Raw genomic sequence first — 20,060 nt, forward strand, 5'->3', positions numbered from 1 at the left:
GAACACCATCAGCCGCTGTCTTTTTTACTTACTTAATTCATCGTTGATTTCTTTGAGAATCTGGTCGCCACCCTGATTCTTCCAGTTTTCAACGAAAGTATCGAATTCGCTGATATCTGCTTTTCCCATAATGATCTTTGAGAATGTTTCTTCTTCCATTTTTTTAAGGTTTGCCCATTTGGCCTCCATGGTTTTTGTCTGACCGTTATATGCATTGTAAACCGGTACATATTTATCATTTACTAACGGAGATCCACCAACCAAAAGTGACACAAGTCTTGGAAGATTAGTTTTGGCAATGTCACTGTCCAGATTCCATTTGTCCAGGCTGAAATCATCATAAGGTTCTTTTTTCAGTTCCTTAACTGCTTCCATATCATTCTTTAACAGTTTATGTTTTGAGAAATCAACATCATCCATTGTAATCTCACCTGCAAGATATTTTTCCAGAGTCTCAGTGGATACTTCAATCTCATCTGCATTATCGTAGCCATTATACAAAGGATAAAAATCCGCAGTACCCATTTCTGTGGAGGTAATACCATCTACTACCCACTGCTGCTCATTTTTGATCAGATAGTTAACAATCTTAAATGCAGCCTCCGGGTTCTTGCAGCTTTTGCTTGCTACTACATATTTACTTGTAGGATTTGGCATATGAGCGTAGTAATTCCCGTCCTCAGACAGTGGTGTAAAATATGCTCTCCAATCCGCTTCGCCTGCAAGTGTAGTATCTGACACCGTATAACCAGACCACCATGGTCCAAAGAAGATACCAACTTTTCCGGACAAAAGAGGTTCCTTGCTGTCGCTTCTTACAAGCATTTCCGGATCGATCAGCTTATTTGTATACAGTTTTGAGATTTTTTCAAGTGCCTCTCTGGTTTCCGGCTGAATAGAACCATATTCTACAGTTCCATCCTCATCCTGCAGCCAGTACTGTGGATAAGACTGGAAGCTGCTAAACAATGGATCCAGTCCAAACTGGTTTGCTCCAATTGCATTCATGTGATCTGAATTGCTCGGTCCAAGAATTCCAATGGTATCAGCTTCTCCGTTACCATCCGGATCCTGGGTTACGAATGCCTCTGCTACTGCTGCCATTTCATCCCAGGTTCTTGGAACCTCCAGTCCAAGATTATCCAGCCAGTCCTGACGGATCCACATTTCGTTCACTTCTCCTCCCATCATACTTGGAGCCGGGATTGCCATTATCTCTCCCTTATCATTTGAGATACATTTTTTCAGCTCTTCTCCACCTGATTCCACATATGCTTTCAGTGCATCAGAAGCATAGTCATCAAAATACTGATCAAGCGGCTGGATCATATCATATTTCAGAAGTGCCCTGTACTGTGTTGCATTTACGTTCATCAATTCCGGAATTGTGTTACTTCCGATACACAAATTCATTTTTTCATCATAGTCTGTAGATGATGCGACCCAGTCGTATGCAACCTCAATATTAAGGTCTTCTTTCAAAAGTCGTGTATAGGAATTGTCATCATAGCTCATTCCGTCAGGAATCTTGGCATTTGAATTCATTGAACCGCCCAGATGAACCGTTACGGTTTCCGGATATTTTGACAGCGGGAGATCTTCTTTTGCTGTTCCTTCTGCCTCCCCTACTGCCTTTTTCTGTGTGTTCTCTTCTGATTTTCCGCATCCTGCCAGTGATGTCACACCTAATGCCATCGCACATGCAAATGCAATCCACTGTTTTTTCTTCATATTTTCTTCCTCCTTTATCCTTTTACTGATCCCAGTGTAATACCTTCTACAAAAAATCTTTGCAGGAATGGGTAAACAATCAGTATCGGTATCATAGCTATAAATATTTTCGCAGAATCTAATGAAAGATTGTTTAATTTCATCGCCTGCGCAATCTGATCCACATTCATTGTAGAATAATCCAGGGTTACTACCATCTGCTGGATGTAGGTCTGCAGTGGATAACTGCTCTGTCTTGTACTTAAAACCATTCCCTGGAAGAATTCATTCCAGTACATAACCATGGTGAACAGTGCAACTGTTGCGACCATAGGTTTTGCCAATGGTATGTAGATAGATATCAGAGTTCTCCAAGGTCCGCCGCCATCGACAAAACACGCCTCTTCCAGTTCTGTTGGAAGATTTTTAAAGAAATTCACTGCAAGTATCACATTAAATACCTGAAGGCCTGTTCCCAGTACCAGTCCAAAAATGTTATCCATCAGATGATAATTTTTCATGGTGATATACCACGGAACCGTTCCTCCGTTAAATAACATGCAGAACACGAATATCCACATAAAGATATCTCTTTTCGGGAACTGTTTTTTTGTTCTGGATAATGGATATGCTGCCATAAGGATACATACCATACTGATTCCGGTTCCCAGCAAAACTCTCTTAATAGATACCAAAAACGAACCGAAAAATGCGGTCTCTCCCATGATTTTTTTATAGGAGAGCAGGTTGAAGCCAACCGGCCAAAGTGCAACTTTTCCCGCATTGACTGCTTCCCTGCTGCTCAATGACACGCAGAGAACGTACCATACCGGCACAATACAGATTAAAGTAATCGCAATGAGAATCACAATATTTAAAATATCAAAAATCTTTGATCTCAGGCTTTTATTCTCAATCATAGTTTGTCACCTCCTAAAACAGTTTATAACCGGTAAATTTATCTGCCAGCCAGTAGCCAACCGTAATCAATACAAGACTGATTACAGATTTGAATAAACCAACGGCCGTTGCCAGAGAATACTGGAGATTTTGCAAACCGGCTCTGTATACCCAAGTGTCAATAATATCACCTGTTGAGTAAACCAATGGGTTATACAGGTTGTAAACCTGGTCAAATCCTGCATTCAGGATGTTTCCAAGCGACAGGATAGCAAGAAGTGCTACTGTTGTCTTGATGCCCGGTAAAGTCACATGCCAGATTCTTTTGAATCGTCCGCAACCGTCTACTGCTGCAGCTTCATACAATGATCCATCCACTCCCAGGATTGCTGCAAGATAAACGACTGTATTGTAGCCGAATCCTTTCCAGATATCCGTACCAATCACCAGAGGCTGGAATATCTTTGCTTCTCCAAAAAAGTTGACCGCTTCGCCTCCAAAAAATTCTATGATTTGGTTCACCGGTCCCGTATAACCGAAAATATTCAGCACAATCTTCGCAAGAATAACCCATGACAGAAAATACGGTAAATATACGATTGTCTGGATTGGACGCTTCAGTTTCTTCAGTGCCAGTTCATTTAACAACAAAGCAAACACCAGTGGAATAATAATATTTCCAATGATCTTGCCAACGGCAATAACAACTGTGTTCCGTAGAACCTGTTTAATGTCACTCATCTGAAACATGTACTCAAAATTAGCCAGACCAACAAACTTTGAGTGGAGAATGCCCTGTCCCGGATTGTAATCCTGAAAAGCCATAACAATTCCAAACATTGGAACAATGCTGAAAAAGAACAGCCACAGCAATGCGGGGATTAGCATGATGTAATAGTGTTTCACAAATCTTTTTATGTACATGAGTAAACCTCCCTTCTTTTATAGATAGTTTATCCTGTAACCATATTTTTCACTAGACGATATTGTTCCTGATTTCACAGCTTTTTTTTTAATTCAAAAAAAATGTCCGAATTAAATCGAACATTTTTTTATTCTTCCTACATATTCTGTTGGCATGCATCCGTATTCCTTCGAAAATACCTTTGTAAAATAATAAAAATTGTCATAGCCCAGATTCGAGGCAATCTGTGTTATATTTTCTGTTCCTTTTGCCATCTTTTGGGCAGCTGCATACATTTTTCTGCTGATCACATAATTATGAAAGGTATCACCGGTCATCTCCTTAAATCTCGTACTGAAATAACTTCTGCTCATTCCGATCTGTGCTGCTGCCTCTTCCGACTTCAGATTTTCTTCTATATGTTCATCTGTATACAGGATCACTCTTGCAAACATATAGATATCCTTTGTTTTATCTGTCTGCAGACATGTCTGATACAGGTTTTCTTTCCATTGTTTCACCCATTCCAGCATGGAATCCACGGAAGATAAGGATGGAAATTCCAGTTCTTCTCCTGTGAGTTTCTGGAGGCTGTGGAAGCTTTTTATGAAAACCCTTTCAGCAGTCCGTAACTCCACTCCCCTGGTTAACTCATACAGTCTGTTGAACTCGCTGTCATTGAAGATCCATCTGGTGTTCATCCACGCTTTTTCCAACCTTTTTATGAGTTCGGAATCCTCATTCCTGGTTTCTTTTTGGGAATGATTTTCCTTATATTTTCTTTCCACAAGTTCCAGTATCCGGTCACACTCATCCCCTTCAAAACTTATCTTGGATATATAGTCCAAAGCTCCCAGTCTCAGAGCACTCTGCGCATAACGGAAATCTTCATACATGGAAAAGACTACAAATTTCACCTCCGGATATTCCTTTTTACACATTTTCATCAATTCAATTCCATCGATCTCCGGCATGTCTATATCCGTGAATACAATATCCACTTCATTATCCTTCAGAAATTCCAGCGCTTTACGACCGTTCTGAACATCCCCCACAACTTCAAATCCGTATTTCTTCCAATCCATTATGGAGATCAAACCTTTTCTTGCCAGTTTATCATCGTCAACAACTAATACTTTCATTTCTCCTTACCTTCTTTTTCTGTCTCAACTCCTGTAATTTTTATTTTGTTCCGAAGTTCTTCCTGAATCGGAATCAAAATTGTAATTTTGGTTCCATATCCTTTTTTGCAATTTACAAACAGAGTCGTTTCTCCTTCATAAAAAGAGTCCAACATTGCTTTTACATATCGCAGACCGATTCCTCTGTTTCCATGTTGCATTTTTTTTACATCGTAGTCAAATGGTTCATTGATCTGATAAATTTCCTCCTGGGTCAGACCATTACCGCTGTCTAATATGGTGATGCCCGCCAGTCCCCTGATATTATCCTCAAAGACCTGAATTGTGATCTTTTCATCATTTCCAAGTCCATATCGTATGGCATTTTCTACCAGTGGCTGCAGCAGCATCCTTACCGTCGGCTGTTCCAGATAACGCCCCTCTTCCACATTCATCTCAATCACAAAATCGTAACGCATCTGTTCCAATGCTATATAATCTTTCACAATATCGATTTCTGTTCGAAGTGTCGTCTGCATTCCCTCTTTTCCCAGATTGTAGGACAACAGTCTTTTTAATCGCTGCACAAATTCCATAATATTATTCTGTTTGCTCATTCTGGCCATCCACTGAACAGAATTTAGTGTATTGAGCAGAAAATGAGGATTGATCTGATACAGAAGCTTCTCATATTCCGTCCGCTGAATATTTTTTTCTTTTTCCACAACATCATCAATCAGATTTCTGATTTGTTCCTTCATCTGCTCCACTTCGTGCATCAAGTCATCAAATTCCTTGATCTCATATTCCTGCCTTTCTCCATGTAATGCCCCATTTCCTACCTGGATAATCTGTTTTTGTAACTGATTAAGTGGTTTGCATATCAACCTGTACAGGTAAATAACAGAACAGGAAAAAATACCGAATGCTGACAGAATGATAACCACCAGCTTCAATCTCCACATATTCATTTCTTTCTGATAGATATTTTCCGGCAGTGCAATGGCATTGGCATATCCAATGGTACTGCGATACACCATGATTTTATATCCTTCCTGATTTGTTACAGCATATCCTTCTTTTTTCGGTAATTCCGACAAAATCTTTTGGCCCCGGACAATCACCGGATTATTGCTGTACTGCACAATGCCATTTTCATCCATCTCCATATAGGTATATGGTCATTTTTCTTTATTAAGCTGATCTGAAACACTCATATCAGGCTCAATTTCTGCATAAATATCCAGCATCTTTTGGTTACCAAAAGAAACTCTTCGCATCACGGATACTACCGGTGTCTCCTTAATTCCCAGATAGGAATCATGCATGGCCTGAATGGTATTATCGGCACCTACTACCACTTTAGAGATTGTCTGATATGTCGGGTCCAGCACCCTGACGTTAAAATTTCCGATCAATTCTTTTTGCTCTTTCGGATCGTAATAAGTGATGCCAAGAAGCTTTGTATTCACATATCCAAGCTTTATCAGTTCTTCTCTGAGAAATTTCTGCTCCAAATATCGATCATAGTTATCATTTGAACTCAAATATCTTTCTGTCGCACTTCCAATAAGTCCATCGGGACTCATCTGATTGACAATACCGATCATGTCATAGTAATCACTGTCCATCTCTCGTGTAATCTGCTCCAGATATATCTGCATACTCTCCTTGATACCGTCATTCTGTATCATTCGGATCGTCATATACGACACGATTACTACTGCAAGAATACTTGACATTGCACTGAGCAGAAGAATACTCAGCATCTTCTTTTTAAGCGTTTGTTTCCCTCTGTTTTTCCTTCTCATACCAGTTTCCCTACTCCTGTTTTACCTCTTTCCACGCCACTGTAAAGTTATACTGAACAGTTAACAATTTTATCTTATTTTAATAATAGATAAATTTTTTCTGAAAGTCAACCAATGATAAAATATGATTTTTCCAACGATGAATTTTTATTTTCAAAAAGCCGAATCCACACTCCCACGGATTCGGCTTTTGTATATGCACTTCTATTTTCTATTTTGTATGAAGCTGTCAATCATCGCAATCACACCATCTACACCGAGCTTTGCCACATTCAGGCACAGGTCATAGTTTTCTGCCTGCCCCCACTCCTGTCCGGTATAGTATTTGTGATAGGTCTTTCTGTTGTCATTTGTCTCACGCACAACAGTCTTTGCCTTTCTCGCTGAGACTCCATGTGTATCAGCCACAGTATCAACGCAGAAAGCATCATTCGCTGTCAGGAAAACTGAGACAACATCATCTCTTCCCTGAAAGGCAAAGTTTGCACATCGTCCCTGAATCACATATCCCTCACAGCCGTCCTCAAGCGGCAGCCTGTCTATAAATGTAAGAGCCCTCGCCGGAGTATCATGCAGCACATTATCCTCCTCCGTCTCCATCACAATAGAGTAAAGCAGGGAATTAACCGGTCTCTCACTGTAAAACTCCTCATACTCATCGTAGCAGCCTGCCTCTTTGGCACCGGCCGCAATAGCCTCTCTGTCCATGAAATGTAAATGATATTTCTCAGCGACTGCTCTACCGATAGTATCTGCATCGCAACCGCACTTTCTAGCAATTGTAATTATCATATAAATATAGCTCCTTTCTGTAAAAAAGCCAACGCGCATGAAGCGCTCAGACAAATCAATAAAAGTTTGCAAACACCGATGCAAACACCACCGTAAGTATTCCTGCCACCGCGATAGCAAGAGAGCTCATGGCGCCCTCTATCTCGCCAATCTCGATAGCCTTCGCTGTTCCGATGGCATGTGATGACGCACCAAGCGCCAGTCCCTTCGATATAGGCTCAGTGATTCTGAATATTTTGCAAACAAACTCTCCGAGTATATTTCCAAGCACACCTGTCACGACGATAACTGCGACAGTGATGGTCACATATCCTCCGAGCTCCTCTGATACACCCATACCGATAGCTGTCGTGATGGACTTTGGAAGCAGTGTGACATAGTCCTCGTGTGAAAGCCCCATAAGCACTGACAGCACAAGCACTGTCACAAGGCTTGTTATGACTCCTGCCGTGAGTCCGAGCGCGACTGCTGCTATATTTTTCTTGAGCAGTGTCCACTGCTCATAGAGCGGTATCGCAAGGCATACCGTGGCCGGTGTCAGAAACCAGCTAAGGTACGATGCCCCCTTATTGTATGTGTCATAATCCACATCTGCCACAACAAGCACTATGATGGTCAGTACTATTGAAATGAGAAGCGGATTGAGTATTGCAAGCTTAAACTTTTTCTTTAAAAGCATACCTAGCAGATATGCAACCAGACTTACTGTGACACCGGCAAAAAGCGATGTCTGAAACAAATTATCCATTATGATTATCCTCTATCTTATTTATTTTCTCCAGCATCAGCCCTCTTGCGCTTCTGCATACGGATTACGAGCTGTGAAACATGTCCTGTAGCAATCATTACAGTAAGAAGTGCCACAACCGTGATTACAATCACCGGTACGAGCACCGGCTTAAGATTGCCCCAGGATGACATAAGTCCCACTCCCGCAGGGATAAACATGACAGGCATTATCTCTATCATGAATTTGCCTGCACTCCTTACAGAGTTAAGCGGTATCAGGCCTGTCAGCAGACCTATGAAAAGTATAACCATGCCATATATGCTCGCCGGAACAGGCAATGGCAGTAAATATTTGAGTATCTCACCTACAAACGAAATCGCAAGTATGATGAGAAATTGCTTTAATAATTTCATTTTATATTGTATCTCCGTTATATATATTTCGTGACTATTTGTAACCGTTTATCTGTGTTCCCTGACCATCATTGTACATACAATGGCAAGCAGCACGCTTGAAGCCCATATAGCGCGTATTCCTATGTGCAGTGAGCACACTCCGCCTATACCTGCTCCTATTGCAAATATCAGAATAATTCCATAGTAGTGCGCGGTCTTTTTCAGTGCCCCGATATTTCTGTCACGCAGATATATTGACAGACTCTCTGTGCCGCTTCTTAAGTTGCCGATGCACATGGTGCTGGCATAGCCGTAGCCGTTTACCTTTCTGAAGGACTGCACCTGCATAGAACAGCTGAATGATACAAGCATGGTCGCTATCATATCGTACCTGTGTGGTATGAAGCCGACCACAAACAGTATGATTATCTCTATCGCCACTACTATCTGACGCCAGTGGATGCGCTTTGCCTTCTTATATCTATGCCCGATTCTCTCTGCCACAAGCACACCGAGTGCAAATGAAAGGATTGGGAAAAGATACGATAGTCCCTTCATCCATTCACCCATCATCAGATGCTGGCTCATCAGCACTACGTTTCCTGTCTGCGCATTCGAGAACACCTCATTTCTCACATTGTAGGTGTAGGCATCCTGAAAGCCTCCGGAAAGTGCCAGAATCGCACTCAGCAAAAAGGTCTCTGATGTCTGAATCCTTATTTTTTCTTTTTCAGTCATTTTTTCGCCTCTTTTTCTCATATTCGCTGTTAGCTGCCACACCCTCGTGTGCCCCACAGCAATTACATATTTACAGCAATCCACACGGTTTATTATTATAGAAAAAAAGGGCGGATATTTCAATACCCGCCCCAAATATACAGTGTATTAAATTTTGCACAATACCTAAAATATATATTGGATATACATAATAGATATACATGATAGCTATACCAGATACTTTTCTTCAAACTCAGATACCGGTACCGGTTTTGAGAAATAATATCCCTGGAACTCATGACATCCCATCATTGTAAGCATATCCAGCTGCTTTTTCGTCTCCACACCCTCTGTGATGACGTCCATGCCTATCTTGCCTGCAAGCGTGATGATACTCTCTAATATATCCTGTCCCTTGACCTCGTTCTCAGATTTGCGAAGGAAGCCCATATCGATTTTCAGCACATCGGCACTGATGTCCTTTAGCATGTTGAGTGATGAGTAACCGCTTCCGAAATCATCAATCTCCACCCTGAAGCCTACGTCCTGAAGCTTGTGGATAATATTCATATTCTTCTCAAAATCGGTCATCAGCGTTGTCTCTGTAATCTCCAGATGCAGATTGGACGCTGCTATGCCATATTTATTAATCAGCCCTGTAAAGGTCTCATATATATCTATGATGTAAAAGTCCTTTGTAGATATATTTACAGATATATGATAGCTTCCATAGCCTTTTTCCTTCCACTCTGCAAGCTTTTGTGCCGCCTTCTCCCATATATAGAGGTCAAGCTTGTAAATGAGACCTGCGTTCTCTAAAATATCAATAAAAGCATACGGTGTCAGGATGCCTCTTGATGGATGAACCCAGCGCACCAGCGCTTCTGCGCCCTTTGCAGCACCATCACGTTTCACCTGTGGCTGTAAGTACATGACAAACTCATCATTTTGCAATGCCGGCTCAAATTCACCGAGCAGACGTCTCTGCTCTATTGATATCTCAAGCAGATGCTCATCATAGTATGCCACACAGCAGTCGTAATTATTCTTTATGGTGTCTGCCGCTATATTAGCCTTGTCTACCATAATGCTGACAGCCTCATCCCTGTCTCTTATCTCATACACACCCATGTATGTATGCAGATGGAAAGAATTGCCCGAAAACTCACGCTGCAGCTCTTTTATTGAATCTGCCACTCTTTTTTCATCAAACTCTTCTCTTGGCAGACACAGCGCAAAGCGGTCATTCATAAGCCTTGCACAAATAGTTCTCTCTGATGGATTTGATGACATGAGCTTCGCCTGCTTTAAGAGCACCTGATTGCCCTTCTCCATTCCAAATATCTCATTGATGAATTTGAAATCCTTTATATTGCTGCAAATCAGGTAGAAGGTTGTGTCATGATACTTGTTCACCATATCGTGCACATCCTCATAGAACTGGTCACGGTTCAAAAGTCCGGTCAGACTGTCATGCGATGCCTTGTACTTTTCCTGCTCCCACGACTCATACATCTGTGTACGGTCATTGTATACAAAATAATCACATATAACGCGATTGCTCTCATCATATATGCGCTTGTAGGCAATCTCAAAGTAGTGCTTTTCACCGTTTATTTCAATATCTGTTGTCTGGAAGGTCATACTGTCCCTTCTGTCATCTCCCAGCTTTTCAATCCACTGACTATATTTACTTTCATAAACAGACATATTGCCGCCATGCCTGTAAATAGCCTCCATCAGGTCATTGTAATATATGCACCTGCCCTTTCTGTCATAGCAGATGATACCATTGTTCATATCGCGGACCACAAGAGAGAGCATATTTTCTATAAGCTCATTCGGCACATATCTGTATGTCAGGTAATATATGATAATAGCTATAGCACCATATATAATCATGGTGAGGTCATATATGGAGTCCGAACCTATAGTAGCAATGTCAAACGAAAAGCCGATAAAGATAACTACCGCTATAGCCCCATATGCCTCCCTGTACATGCGCGATGATTTGATAATCATATACAGATATGTAAAAATAATCAGAATCACAAACGCATATGTGAATATAAAATGCAGCCTGTACCATAGGCTGTCATTATTGAATACCACCTTAATATTCTCAGCTTTTATGGATTCTATATCAAAAATCTTATTAGTCCAGGTGTTCTCTATAAGCATATATGTGTCCAGCACCGCAAATATCATGGAAGCAGCCTGCACTCCCTTGAAGGTCTTTACAGCACCTGTATAATACTGTGTATAAAACATAAGAGCGATGAGCATCCAGTCAAACAGAGCCATAGTAAGCCCTTTCGCAAGTACTGTAACAGTGTGCCCCGGCACAAATGTAAAAACAAAAAAGACTATAGCGCAGGCAAATGTCAACGTCTCATATATACACACACTTTTACCGAGTCTGTCATGTTTTTTAAAGGAACCGATTGCGCAATGTGCAATCAGTATTGCTTCCAGCAATACTCCCAGTCCATATACTATCCTCATATTCCCACCTGTCTTCTATTACCATATTACTAACCTATATATAGCCATTGTAACTCATTTCATGTGTAATGTAAACAAAAAAGAGGTTGTCACAACCTCTTTTTTGTAATTTATTAACATTTATTATTTTCCTGAAGTTGCTTTCAGTCGTGTCATGGCACGGGCCAGCGAAGCTCTTGAGTGATAGTACTCCTGGATACTCTGCTTCTGTCGAAGCTGCTCCTCGGCTCTCTCCTTTGCCTCTCTTGCCCTTGCTATATCGATTTCCTCCGGATGCTCGGCTGTCTCGACAAGCAGTGTCACACGGTTGTTGACTATCTCTACGAAGCCCATTCCCACTACCGCGTACTCCCAGTTGTCACTGCCCTCCGGCTGGAATCTCATCTCACCCTCATCGACGGCTATGACCATATCCTCGTGGTGGGCGAGGATTTCCTTCTGGCCATCGAACTCAGGGACTATTATGGAACGACATCTTCCTGAGTAAAACACTCTGTTAGCAGCTATTACCTTTAGATAAAATGTATTTGTTGCCATACGATTTGTCCTTCCTTATGCTTTTACTGCTGCATAGTCTTTGCTTTTTCCTTGACGTCCTCGATTGTTCCGACATTGAAAAATGCGTTCTCAGGATACTCGTCCATCTCACCATCTATGATGGCCTTGAAGCCCTTGATAGTCTCCTCTACAGGCACATAGACACCCTGGATACCTGTGAAGTTCTCAGCTACGTGGAATGGCTGTGAGAGGAACTTCTGGATTTTTCTTGCTCTGTATACAAGTACCTTGTCCTCATCTGCCAGCTCCTCCATACCGAGGATTGCGATGATATCCTGCAGCTCCTTGTACTTCTGGAGAATCTCCTGTACCTTTCGTGCTACCTGGTAATGCTCCTCGCCTACGATATCAGGCTCGAGGATACGTGATGTAGACTCAAGCGGGTCTACTGCCGGGTAAATACCCTGTTCAACAATCTTTCTTGAAAGAACTGTTGTGGCATCCAGATGTGCGAAAGTTGTAGCCGGAGCCGGGTCTGTGAGGTCATCGGCTGGTACGTATACGGCCTGTACCGATGTTACCGAACCGTTCTTTGTAGATGCGATTCTCTCCTGCAGCTCACCCATCTCAGTAGCCAGTGTAGGCTGATAACCTACGGCTGAAGGCATACGTCCTAAAAGTGCTGAAACCTCTGAACCTGCCTGTGTGAAACGGAATATATTGTCGATGAAAAGCAGCACGTTCTGGTGCTTCTCATCCCTGAAATACTCTGCCATTGTAAGTCCTGTCTCAGCTACACGCATACGTGCTCCTGGTGGCTCGTTCATCTGTCCGAACACTAAGGCTGTTTTTTCCAGAACTCCTGATTCCTTCATTTCTGTCCAGAGATCATTTCCCTCTCTGGAACGCTCTCCGACTCCTGTAAAGATTGAGTAGCCGCCGTGCTCTGTTGCGATATTGCTGATGAGCTCCTGGATGAGGACTGTTTTTCCTACTCCGGCTCCTCCGAAGAGTCCGATTTTTCCACCCTTTGCATATGGGGCAAGGAGGTCGATAACCTTGATACCTGTCTCGAGGATTTCCTCTGCAGGGTTCTGCTCCTCAAATGTTGGTGGTTCTCTGTGGATTTCCCATTTTTCTTCTGTATCAGGCTGTGCTCCGCCATCGATAGCTTCACCGAGCACGTTGAACAGTCTGCCGAGAGTCTGCTCTCCGACAGGTGTCTTGATGCCGGCGCCTGTGGCTGTTACTTCCATATCTCTGTGAAGTCCCTCACTGGAAGCAAGCATGATACAGCGTACTGTATTATTTCCAATATGCTGTGCGACTTCCATCACACTTTTTTTGTCACCATTTAAAACTTCTAGTGCGTCTCTGATTGCCGGCAGGTTCTCATCCTCGAACTCTACATCGACAACAGGACCCATAACCTGGATAATTTTTCCTGTTTTCATCAAAAAGCCTACTTTCTCTTTTTCTTCTGCGATTTAGCACCGGCTATTACCTCTGTAATCTCCTGTGTAATCGCTGCCTGTCTGGCACGGTTGTAAAGAATGTCAAGCTCTGCAAGCATGTCCCTCGCACTGTTTGATGCGGACTGCATCGCCATCATTCTGGCGTTCTGCTCACATGAAAATGACTCTACAAGAGCACCGTAGACAAATCCAACAACGTAGTTTGGTACGATACGATCCATGACTGCCTCAGGCGATGGCTTGAGTGCCAGCTCCTCCCTCGGTATGTCTATAGGAATCTGCACAGTGAAGTCTGCCTTTTTCAGTGGCAGAAGCTGTGACATCTGTGTTTCCTCCTGAATCGCATTTATCATGCTGGTATAGATAATATAAACTTCGTCCAGCTCGTTATGTAGATATAGCTCCAAAATTTCTTCTGCAATATTTCTGGCACGGTTGAGTGTCGGATTCTGAACTGTGTAGTGGAACTGTTTTTCAATCTCAATTCCACGCTGTTCAAAATAATGACGTCCCAGCTCTCCGAGTACGAAAAGTGAATGGTTCGGATGATTCTTTAAGTGCTCCTCAGCCATTTTCAGGATATTGTGGTTGTATGAGCCCGCAAGTCCTTTATCGGCTGTGATTACGATATATCCGACCTTTCTGTCCTCAGGCAGCTTATCCTCGTTGGTCTTGAAATAGATGTCCTCCATATCAGGCAGATGCCTGAGTATTCGGCTCATCTCTGATTGCAGTGTGAAGAAATACGGCTCTGTATCTGCCAGCATCTTTTTGGACTTTTTCAGCTTCGAAGAAGAAATCATATACATGGCATTTGTGATTTTAAGCGTATCATTGATACTTTTTATTCGATCCTGTATTTCCTTCGTGTTTGCCATAATACTACCTGTTACCCTTTATACTCTTTTACTGCATCCATGATTTTATTTACGAGCTCTTCATCAATGGCTCTGTTCTCTTCGATTTTCTGTCCGATTTCCGGATAAGAAAGATCCATGTATGAGAGGATATCGCCCTGATATTTCTTGACCTCTTTTGTCTCAATTGTGTCAAACACACCATTGTTTGCCATTATAAGTGTCATTACCTGCTCATGCAGTGACAGCGGATGACAAAGCGGCTGTTTTAAAAGCTCCATAAGTGCTTTTCCATGTGCAAGCTGTGCTTTTGTGGCATCGTCAAGGTCTGATGCAAACTGTGTGAAGACCTCCATCTCCCTGTACTGTGCCAGGTCGATACGGATGCTTCCTGATGCCTTCTTCATGGCCTTTGTCTGGGCAGCTCCACCAACTCGGGATACTGAAAGACCTACGTTTACGGCCGGTCTCATACCTGCGTTGAAGAGGTTGCTCTCTAGGAATATCTGTCCATCTGTGATAGATATTACGTTGGTAGGGATATATGCTGATACGTCTCCTGCCTGTGTCTCGATGATTGGGAGTGCTGTGATTGAACCTCCGCCAAGCTCATCGCTCAGACGGCTTGATCTCTCGAGCAGTCTTGAGTGGAGATAGAATACGTCTCCAGGATATGCCTCACGTCCCGGTGATCTCTCGAGCAGCAGTGAAAGTGCTCTGTATGCTACCGCATGCTTTGAAAGGTCATCATATACGATAAGTACATCCTTGCCCTGATGCATGAAATGCTCTGCCATGGCTGTTCCTGCGTATGGTGCGATATACTGCAGTGATGCAGGATCGCTGGCTGTTGATGAAAGCACGATTGAGTAATCCATTGCGCCGTGTTTTGTCAGAGTTGACACAATTTTTGCTACTGTTGATGCTTTCTGGCCAATTGCTACATATATACAGATAACATCCTTGCCCTTCTGGTTGATGATGGTATCTGTGGCAATTGATGTCTTTCCTGTCTGACGGTCACCGATGATAAGCTCTCGCTGTCCACGTCCGATTGGGAACATTGAATCGATTGAGAGGATTCCTGTCTCAAGTGGAGTATCTACTGACTTTCTGTCCACGATACCCGGTGCCTCATTCTCGATTGGTCTGTAATCTTCCTCTTTGATATCGCCCTTTCCATCAATAGGCTCACCTAAAGCATTGATGATTCGGCCGATAAAGCCTTCGCCTACAGGGATTCCGGCTTTTTTCTTTGTTCTTACTACTTTGGTTCCTTCATGAATTCCGTGGTCTCTTCCGAAAAGGATTACTCCGATTTCATTCTGACGGATATCCTGAACCATTCCTTTTACTCCATTATCGAATACTACGATCTCACCGTACATGGCATGGTCGATGCCGTATATTGTGGCGATTCCGTCGCCGACGTAGATTACCTCGCCGGTCTCACGGCTCTCGGTATCGAAGTCGAAATTCTCTATCTCGCTCTGGATAATGGAGATTATGTCTGTTGCACTGATTGCGCCCACAGGGGTCACCTCCTGGTCAATTTTCTTTCAAGCTCACGAAGCTTTCCTTCGTAGCTTCTGTCATACTCTGTATTAAGAGTCTTAATCACATATCCACCTAAAAGTGTTTCGTCCACTTTCTGTGTAAGGGATATTTCATATTCCGGATATTTGCTTTGTAGCAGCGCCTTGGCGTCATTTGCTTCCTCGTCGGTTGCGGCCTCTGCACTGATAAGCTCAGCTCTTATGATATGGTTTTTCTCATCCCAGTATCTGTAATATGCCTCAAAGATTTCATTCATTTCAGCGGCATATCCAAGCTTTACCATTTCCTTTATGAAGCTTGTGATAAGCTTTGGCTCACTCTCAAATCCGTATACCTTTTCTATGATGTCATACTTTTTGGTCAGCGGTATAAGTGGATTTGCGAGCGTCTGTGCAAGCTTTTCTGTCACAAAGTATACTCTCTGTGCTTCCTCCACATCACGACGCTCTACAGCCAGCCTGTACAAAACTATTGCATTATTTACTGCTGCCTGTGTCATTAGCTTCACCTGTCTTTACAATCTTTCTCGCTGCTAAGATGGCAAGTTTTGCAATTTCAGCCTCAGCGGCCTTTGTTGCCTTATCCTGCTCGCTAGCAATGTCCGCTTTTGCTTTTTCAAGCATACTGTCTGCTTCCTGTCTGGTTCTCTCAAGAGCCTTCTCCTGCTCTGCCTCGGCTCTTGCCCTGGCATCGAGGATTATCTGGTCTGCCTGAGTCTTTGCACTCTCGAGCTTCTTTTTATAGTCGCTCTTTAAGCTTTCTGCATCGTCCTGACTCTTCTTTGCTTCCGAGAACTGCTTCTGAATCATTTCGTCTCTCTGATTGATCACACCCATCACGCGGTCAAAGAGGAATTTCTTAAATATCCAGTACAGGAAAAGCAGATTGACTACTGTCCATATTATGTTCCATGGATCAATTTTTAACATTGCTCTACCTTCCTTTCTGTTTCACCTGGTTGTAACTGTCAGTTACGCTGCCTGATTATTTAAGGAAGAGGATGATAAGTAATGCGATAACGAAACCGTAAATAGCTGTTGCCTCTGCAAGGGCACATCCTAAAAGAAGTGATTTAGAGATTTTGCTCTCAGCCTCCGGCTGTCTTGCGATTGCGTCTACTGCGCTGCTTGTTGCCTTACCGATTCCAAGTCCGGCTCCGATTCCTGTTAATACTGCGATTCCAGCTCCGATTGCTACTAATAATGTTGATGACATAATGTGTTCTCCTTTTCTTGCTTATATGCTTTCTTTTGGTTAGCAATTATTTTGTTTCTTTTGTAAGCGAGGTTACATTTTCCATGCTTACGATGTGAAATTAAATGATGTGGTGTTTCATGCCTCATCAGGTCTTCTTACTCGGTTGCCTCCTTGATGAAAAGTCCTGTCAGGAATACAAATACATATGCCTGTATAAGTCCATCAAAGATATCAAAATAACAACTGAATACTGCCGGGACGATTGCCGGTACGACCATCTTTAAAAGCTCCATGATTACGAATGAACCAAGGACGTTTCCAAATAATCGCATACACAGCGATAATGGTTTGATAAAGATCTCAAGGATATTGATAGGTAGTATTACCGGCATTGGCTCTGCAAAGCTTTTAAGCCACCTTTTGGTGCCCTTTGCCCTGATTCCTGCCACCTCGATAAGAACTATGCTCATTACAGCGAGTGCTGCGGTGACGTTCATATCCTTTGTCGGCGGTTTGAAGCCAAGTAATCCTATCAGGTTTGCTATTCCTATATAGATGATTACTGTTGCCAGATATGGTATGTAATCCTTTCCTTTTTCTCCGAGTGTCTCACTGAAGAAATCATTAAGGAATTTGACTCCTGCCTCTACGGCTACCTGTCTGCGTCCGGGATTTTCAACTGAAAGATTTCTGCCGAGAAAAAAGCACAGTAAAAATACCGCTGCCATTATTATCCATGTGACTACTACCGACTCGTATATGGGTATGCCTCCGAATATCGGTATCTTGAATACCACGTCACAATTGAGTTCCTCTAACAGTCCATCTACCAGAGCATCCATCTGCGTTACCTCCTTTCTTTTTTGCTATATGAAATTTGATACGCAAATTGTTTCTTAATAACTCAAGATGTGTTTTGTCTGACCTTTGATGTTTGTTTGATCTTGATTTAATAAGAAGCAACTATCGTTGTACTTGATTTTAGTCACATCGTTTTATAAAGTCAACGTTTCGTTTTTATATTGTTTGGCTGGCAAAGTTTCACATTTTTTAGTTAGCTTTTTATACATTTTCAACAATTTATGTTTTTATTTTTGTGCAGTTTTTCTATTGCGTTTTGGGGACGTTTAGATTTATTTTATTTTTATTTGCGTTTTATTAAAAATTTCCAAATAATTTGGGAAGAATTTCCCTTTTTTTCACAGTTTTTCACAATTCATTTGACTTGCGGGGTTGTGGCTATGGGACGGAACCCGGGCGGCAGGCACACACAGGCTCGGGTGGGCTACGCTACGCTGCCAAGATTCTGTACGAAATTATGCTTGCAGGGTTTCTTTGCTTGACGAAACCGGCTTTTATGCGCCGTCCATGGCGCATAACGCCTTGCCCAGCCGTCCTTGGCTGGGCATTTCTGTGCTTCGTGGGCATAATTTCTACAGTATCTAGGCAGCTTCGCTATTCGCCCTCCCGAGCCTGTGTGTGCCTGCCGCCCGGGTTCCTCACGCTATGGCTCTATTTACCTTTTTGTCGCTTTGCCCACGGCTATTGCCGCGGGCTCGCTCTGTGCATGTTTGTTATTCTTTTACGCTTCCCCTCGGCTGCTGCCGCGGGCTCGCTCTGTGCGTGTTTGTTATTCTTTTACGCTTTCCCCTCGGCTGTTGCCGCGGGATCGCTTGGATTTTCTTGCTCTTTGCGAGGGTTTGCTCTGGCCTAGCCCAGCATCACATCGAGCGTCATCATGAGGCAAAAGCCCACCATAAATGCTATGGTGGCGCGGTTTGAGTGACCTCCTTCTGACATTTCCGGCACGAGTTCTTCTATGACTACATATATCATGGCTCCGGCGGCGAAGCTTAGCAGGTACGGCATCACCGGCTCTATTATTCCGATGGCAAGTATCGTAAGTATTCCCGCTATCGGCTCGACTATTCCCGACAGTACTCCGTATACAAAGGCTCTTAGCTTTGAGCTTCCTGTGCTATGTAATGGCATGGATATGATTGCGCCCTCCGGGAAATTCTGTATAGCTATTCCGATTGCCAGTGAAAGAGCTGCTGCCCTCGTGATGGTGGTGTTTCCTGATATCCAGCTTGCGTAGAGCACTCCGACTGCCATGCCCTCCGGTATATTATGTAATGTAACTGCAAGCACCATCATTGTCTGTCTGCTTAAATTGCTCTTTGGACCCTCAACTGAATTATCGAGATGCATATGTGGTGTGATTGTATCCAGTATCAATAGGAAAAACATTCCAAGCATAAAGCCTGCTACTGCCGGGACGAACTGCATTTTTCCAAGGCTCTGTGACTGCTCAAGTGCCGGAATCAGAAGACTCCAGACTGATGCCGCAATCATTACGCCTGCTGCAAAGCCACTGAGCATTTTTGTGGTCTTTACGGAAAGCTCATTTTTCATAAAAAGTACACATGCCGCACCGAGCGACGTGCCTATAAATGGTATTAATAAACCTAATATGGTTGATGTAATCATGGTTGCCTCCTATTCTGCTGTTCTGCGGTTTTTCTATTTTACACAAACTTCCCATATATAAAACTATATTTACCGGAGAGTATACAGTTGTTCCGAAGAAAAAAATATGAGGAATACACTGTATGCTAGGCCGGTATCACAAAATAAAATATGGGAAGTTTGAATATTTTATTATTCAACATATTATTTCTTATATCGTTTCGTATATCCTTTTGCAGTAACTGAATATTCAAAACCACTTAATGTAAAACAGCTGCAAGTAATTAGTCTTCTCTAACTCGATTACAGTTTAATACACCTATATAATTTCGTCAACCGGCTTCTGTGAGCCTTACTCGTTACTGTTCACACCTAACAGTGTGACCGGCAACGATTACAAGCTGCTCCATAGCTTAGATACA

The 20,060-nt window shown here is 42.7% G+C and carries 20 protein-coding genes; all 20 read right to left on the minus strand.

Going from position 1 to position 20,060, the window contains the following annotated elements:
* Nucleotides 1-24: 24 nt before the first annotated feature.
* A complete protein-coding gene (locus EUBREC_RS12965; protein WP_012743640.1) occupies nucleotides 25-1,731 on the minus strand; it encodes an extracellular solute-binding protein in 1,707 nt (568 codons plus the stop codon).
* 14 nt (nucleotides 1,732-1,745) lie between these two features.
* A complete protein-coding gene (locus EUBREC_RS12970; RefSeq protein ID WP_012743641.1) occupies nucleotides 1,746-2,630 on the minus strand; it encodes a carbohydrate ABC transporter permease in 885 nt (294 codons plus the stop codon).
* Between the two features lie 13 nt (nucleotides 2,631-2,643).
* Nucleotides 2,644-3,534, minus strand: coding sequence for an ABC transporter permease (locus EUBREC_RS12975; protein ID WP_012743642.1), 891 nt, complete (start codon nucleotides 3,532-3,534; stop codon nucleotides 2,644-2,646).
* Between the two features lie 111 nt (nucleotides 3,535-3,645).
* On the minus strand, nucleotides 3,646-4,656 hold the full coding sequence (locus tag EUBREC_RS12980) for a response regulator transcription factor (RefSeq protein ID WP_012743643.1): 1,011 nt from the start codon (nucleotides 4,654-4,656) through the stop codon (nucleotides 3,646-3,648).
* Nucleotides 4,653-5,804: a sensor histidine kinase gene (locus EUBREC_RS12985; RefSeq protein WP_012743644.1), complete on the minus strand. Its 1,152-nt coding sequence runs from the start codon at nucleotides 5,802-5,804 to the stop codon at nucleotides 4,653-4,655. The genes EUBREC_RS12980 and EUBREC_RS12985 overlap by 4 nt, the downstream gene beginning before the upstream one ends.
* A gap of 12 nt (nucleotides 5,805-5,816) precedes the next feature.
* The gene (locus EUBREC_RS12990) at nucleotides 5,817-6,446 is read right to left on the minus strand and encodes a hypothetical protein (protein ID WP_012743645.1); all 630 of its coding nucleotides are present in this window, start codon (nucleotides 6,444-6,446) and stop codon (nucleotides 5,817-5,819) included.
* Nucleotides 6,447-6,650: 204 nt separating this feature from the next.
* Entirely contained in the window at nucleotides 6,651-7,238 is a 588-nt protein-coding gene (locus EUBREC_RS12995; RefSeq protein WP_041254218.1) for a cytidylate kinase-like family protein, read from the minus strand.
* Nucleotides 7,239-7,293: 55 nt separating this feature from the next.
* Nucleotides 7,294-7,986, minus strand: a complete 693-nt coding sequence (locus tag EUBREC_RS13000; protein ID WP_012743648.1) for an LrgB family protein — start codon at nucleotides 7,984-7,986, stop codon at nucleotides 7,294-7,296.
* A 17-nt stretch (nucleotides 7,987-8,003) separates the two neighbouring features.
* A complete protein-coding gene (locus tag EUBREC_RS13005) occupies nucleotides 8,004-8,381 on the minus strand; it encodes a CidA/LrgA family protein (protein ID WP_012743649.1) in 378 nt (125 codons plus the stop codon).
* A gap of 48 nt (nucleotides 8,382-8,429) precedes the next feature.
* Nucleotides 8,430-9,101 (minus strand): YoaK family protein, encoded by a 672-nt coding sequence (locus EUBREC_RS13010; protein ID WP_022293271.1) that lies wholly within the window; start codon nucleotides 9,099-9,101, stop codon nucleotides 8,430-8,432.
* A 207-nt stretch (nucleotides 9,102-9,308) separates the two neighbouring features.
* The gene (locus EUBREC_RS13015) at nucleotides 9,309-11,585 is read right to left on the minus strand and encodes a GGDEF and EAL domain-containing protein (RefSeq protein ID WP_012743651.1); all 2,277 of its coding nucleotides are present in this window, start codon (nucleotides 11,583-11,585) and stop codon (nucleotides 9,309-9,311) included.
* A gap of 123 nt (nucleotides 11,586-11,708) precedes the next feature.
* Nucleotides 11,709-12,122 carry an ATP synthase F1 subunit epsilon gene (gene atpC / locus EUBREC_RS13020; protein WP_012743652.1) on the minus strand — a complete coding sequence of 138 codons (414 nt, stop codon included), beginning with the start codon at nucleotides 12,120-12,122 and terminating at the stop codon, nucleotides 11,709-11,711.
* A 23-nt stretch (nucleotides 12,123-12,145) separates the two neighbouring features.
* Entirely contained in the window at nucleotides 12,146-13,537 is a 1,392-nt protein-coding gene (gene atpD, locus EUBREC_RS13025; RefSeq protein ID WP_012743653.1) for a F0F1 ATP synthase subunit beta, read from the minus strand.
* An 8-nt stretch (nucleotides 13,538-13,545) separates the two neighbouring features.
* Nucleotides 13,546-14,436: an ATP synthase F1 subunit gamma gene (gene atpG, locus EUBREC_RS13030; RefSeq protein ID WP_012743654.1), complete on the minus strand. Its 891-nt coding sequence runs from the start codon at nucleotides 14,434-14,436 to the stop codon at nucleotides 13,546-13,548.
* 11 nt (nucleotides 14,437-14,447) lie between these two features.
* Nucleotides 14,448-15,956, minus strand: a complete 1,509-nt coding sequence (gene atpA, locus EUBREC_RS13035) for a F0F1 ATP synthase subunit alpha (protein ID WP_012743655.1) — start codon at nucleotides 15,954-15,956, stop codon at nucleotides 14,448-14,450.
* Nucleotides 15,953-16,471 (minus strand): ATP synthase F1 subunit delta, encoded by a 519-nt coding sequence (atpH, locus tag EUBREC_RS13040; RefSeq protein WP_012743656.1) that lies wholly within the window; start codon nucleotides 16,469-16,471, stop codon nucleotides 15,953-15,955. The genes atpA and atpH overlap by 4 nt, the downstream gene beginning before the upstream one ends.
* Nucleotides 16,449-16,901 (minus strand): F0F1 ATP synthase subunit B, encoded by a 453-nt coding sequence (gene atpF, locus EUBREC_RS13045; protein ID WP_012743657.1) that lies wholly within the window; start codon nucleotides 16,899-16,901, stop codon nucleotides 16,449-16,451. The genes atpH and atpF overlap by 23 nt, the downstream gene beginning before the upstream one ends.
* 55 nt (nucleotides 16,902-16,956) lie before the next feature.
* Nucleotides 16,957-17,187: an ATP synthase F0 subunit C gene (gene atpE / locus EUBREC_RS13050; RefSeq protein ID WP_012743658.1), complete on the minus strand. Its 231-nt coding sequence runs from the start codon at nucleotides 17,185-17,187 to the stop codon at nucleotides 16,957-16,959.
* Nucleotides 17,188-17,324: 137 nt separating this feature from the next.
* Nucleotides 17,325-18,011: a F0F1 ATP synthase subunit A gene (locus EUBREC_RS13055; RefSeq protein WP_012743659.1), complete on the minus strand. Its 687-nt coding sequence runs from the start codon at nucleotides 18,009-18,011 to the stop codon at nucleotides 17,325-17,327.
* 868 nt (nucleotides 18,012-18,879) lie between these two features.
* Complete coding sequence (locus EUBREC_RS13060; protein ID WP_012743660.1) at nucleotides 18,880-19,659, minus strand: ZIP family metal transporter; 780 nt, start codon at nucleotides 19,657-19,659, stop codon at nucleotides 18,880-18,882.
* Nucleotides 19,660-20,060 lie beyond the last annotated feature (401 nt).

Source organism: Agathobacter rectalis ATCC 33656 (assembly GCF_000020605.1).
Lineage (GTDB): Bacteria > Bacillota > Clostridia > Lachnospirales > Lachnospiraceae > Roseburia > Roseburia rectalis.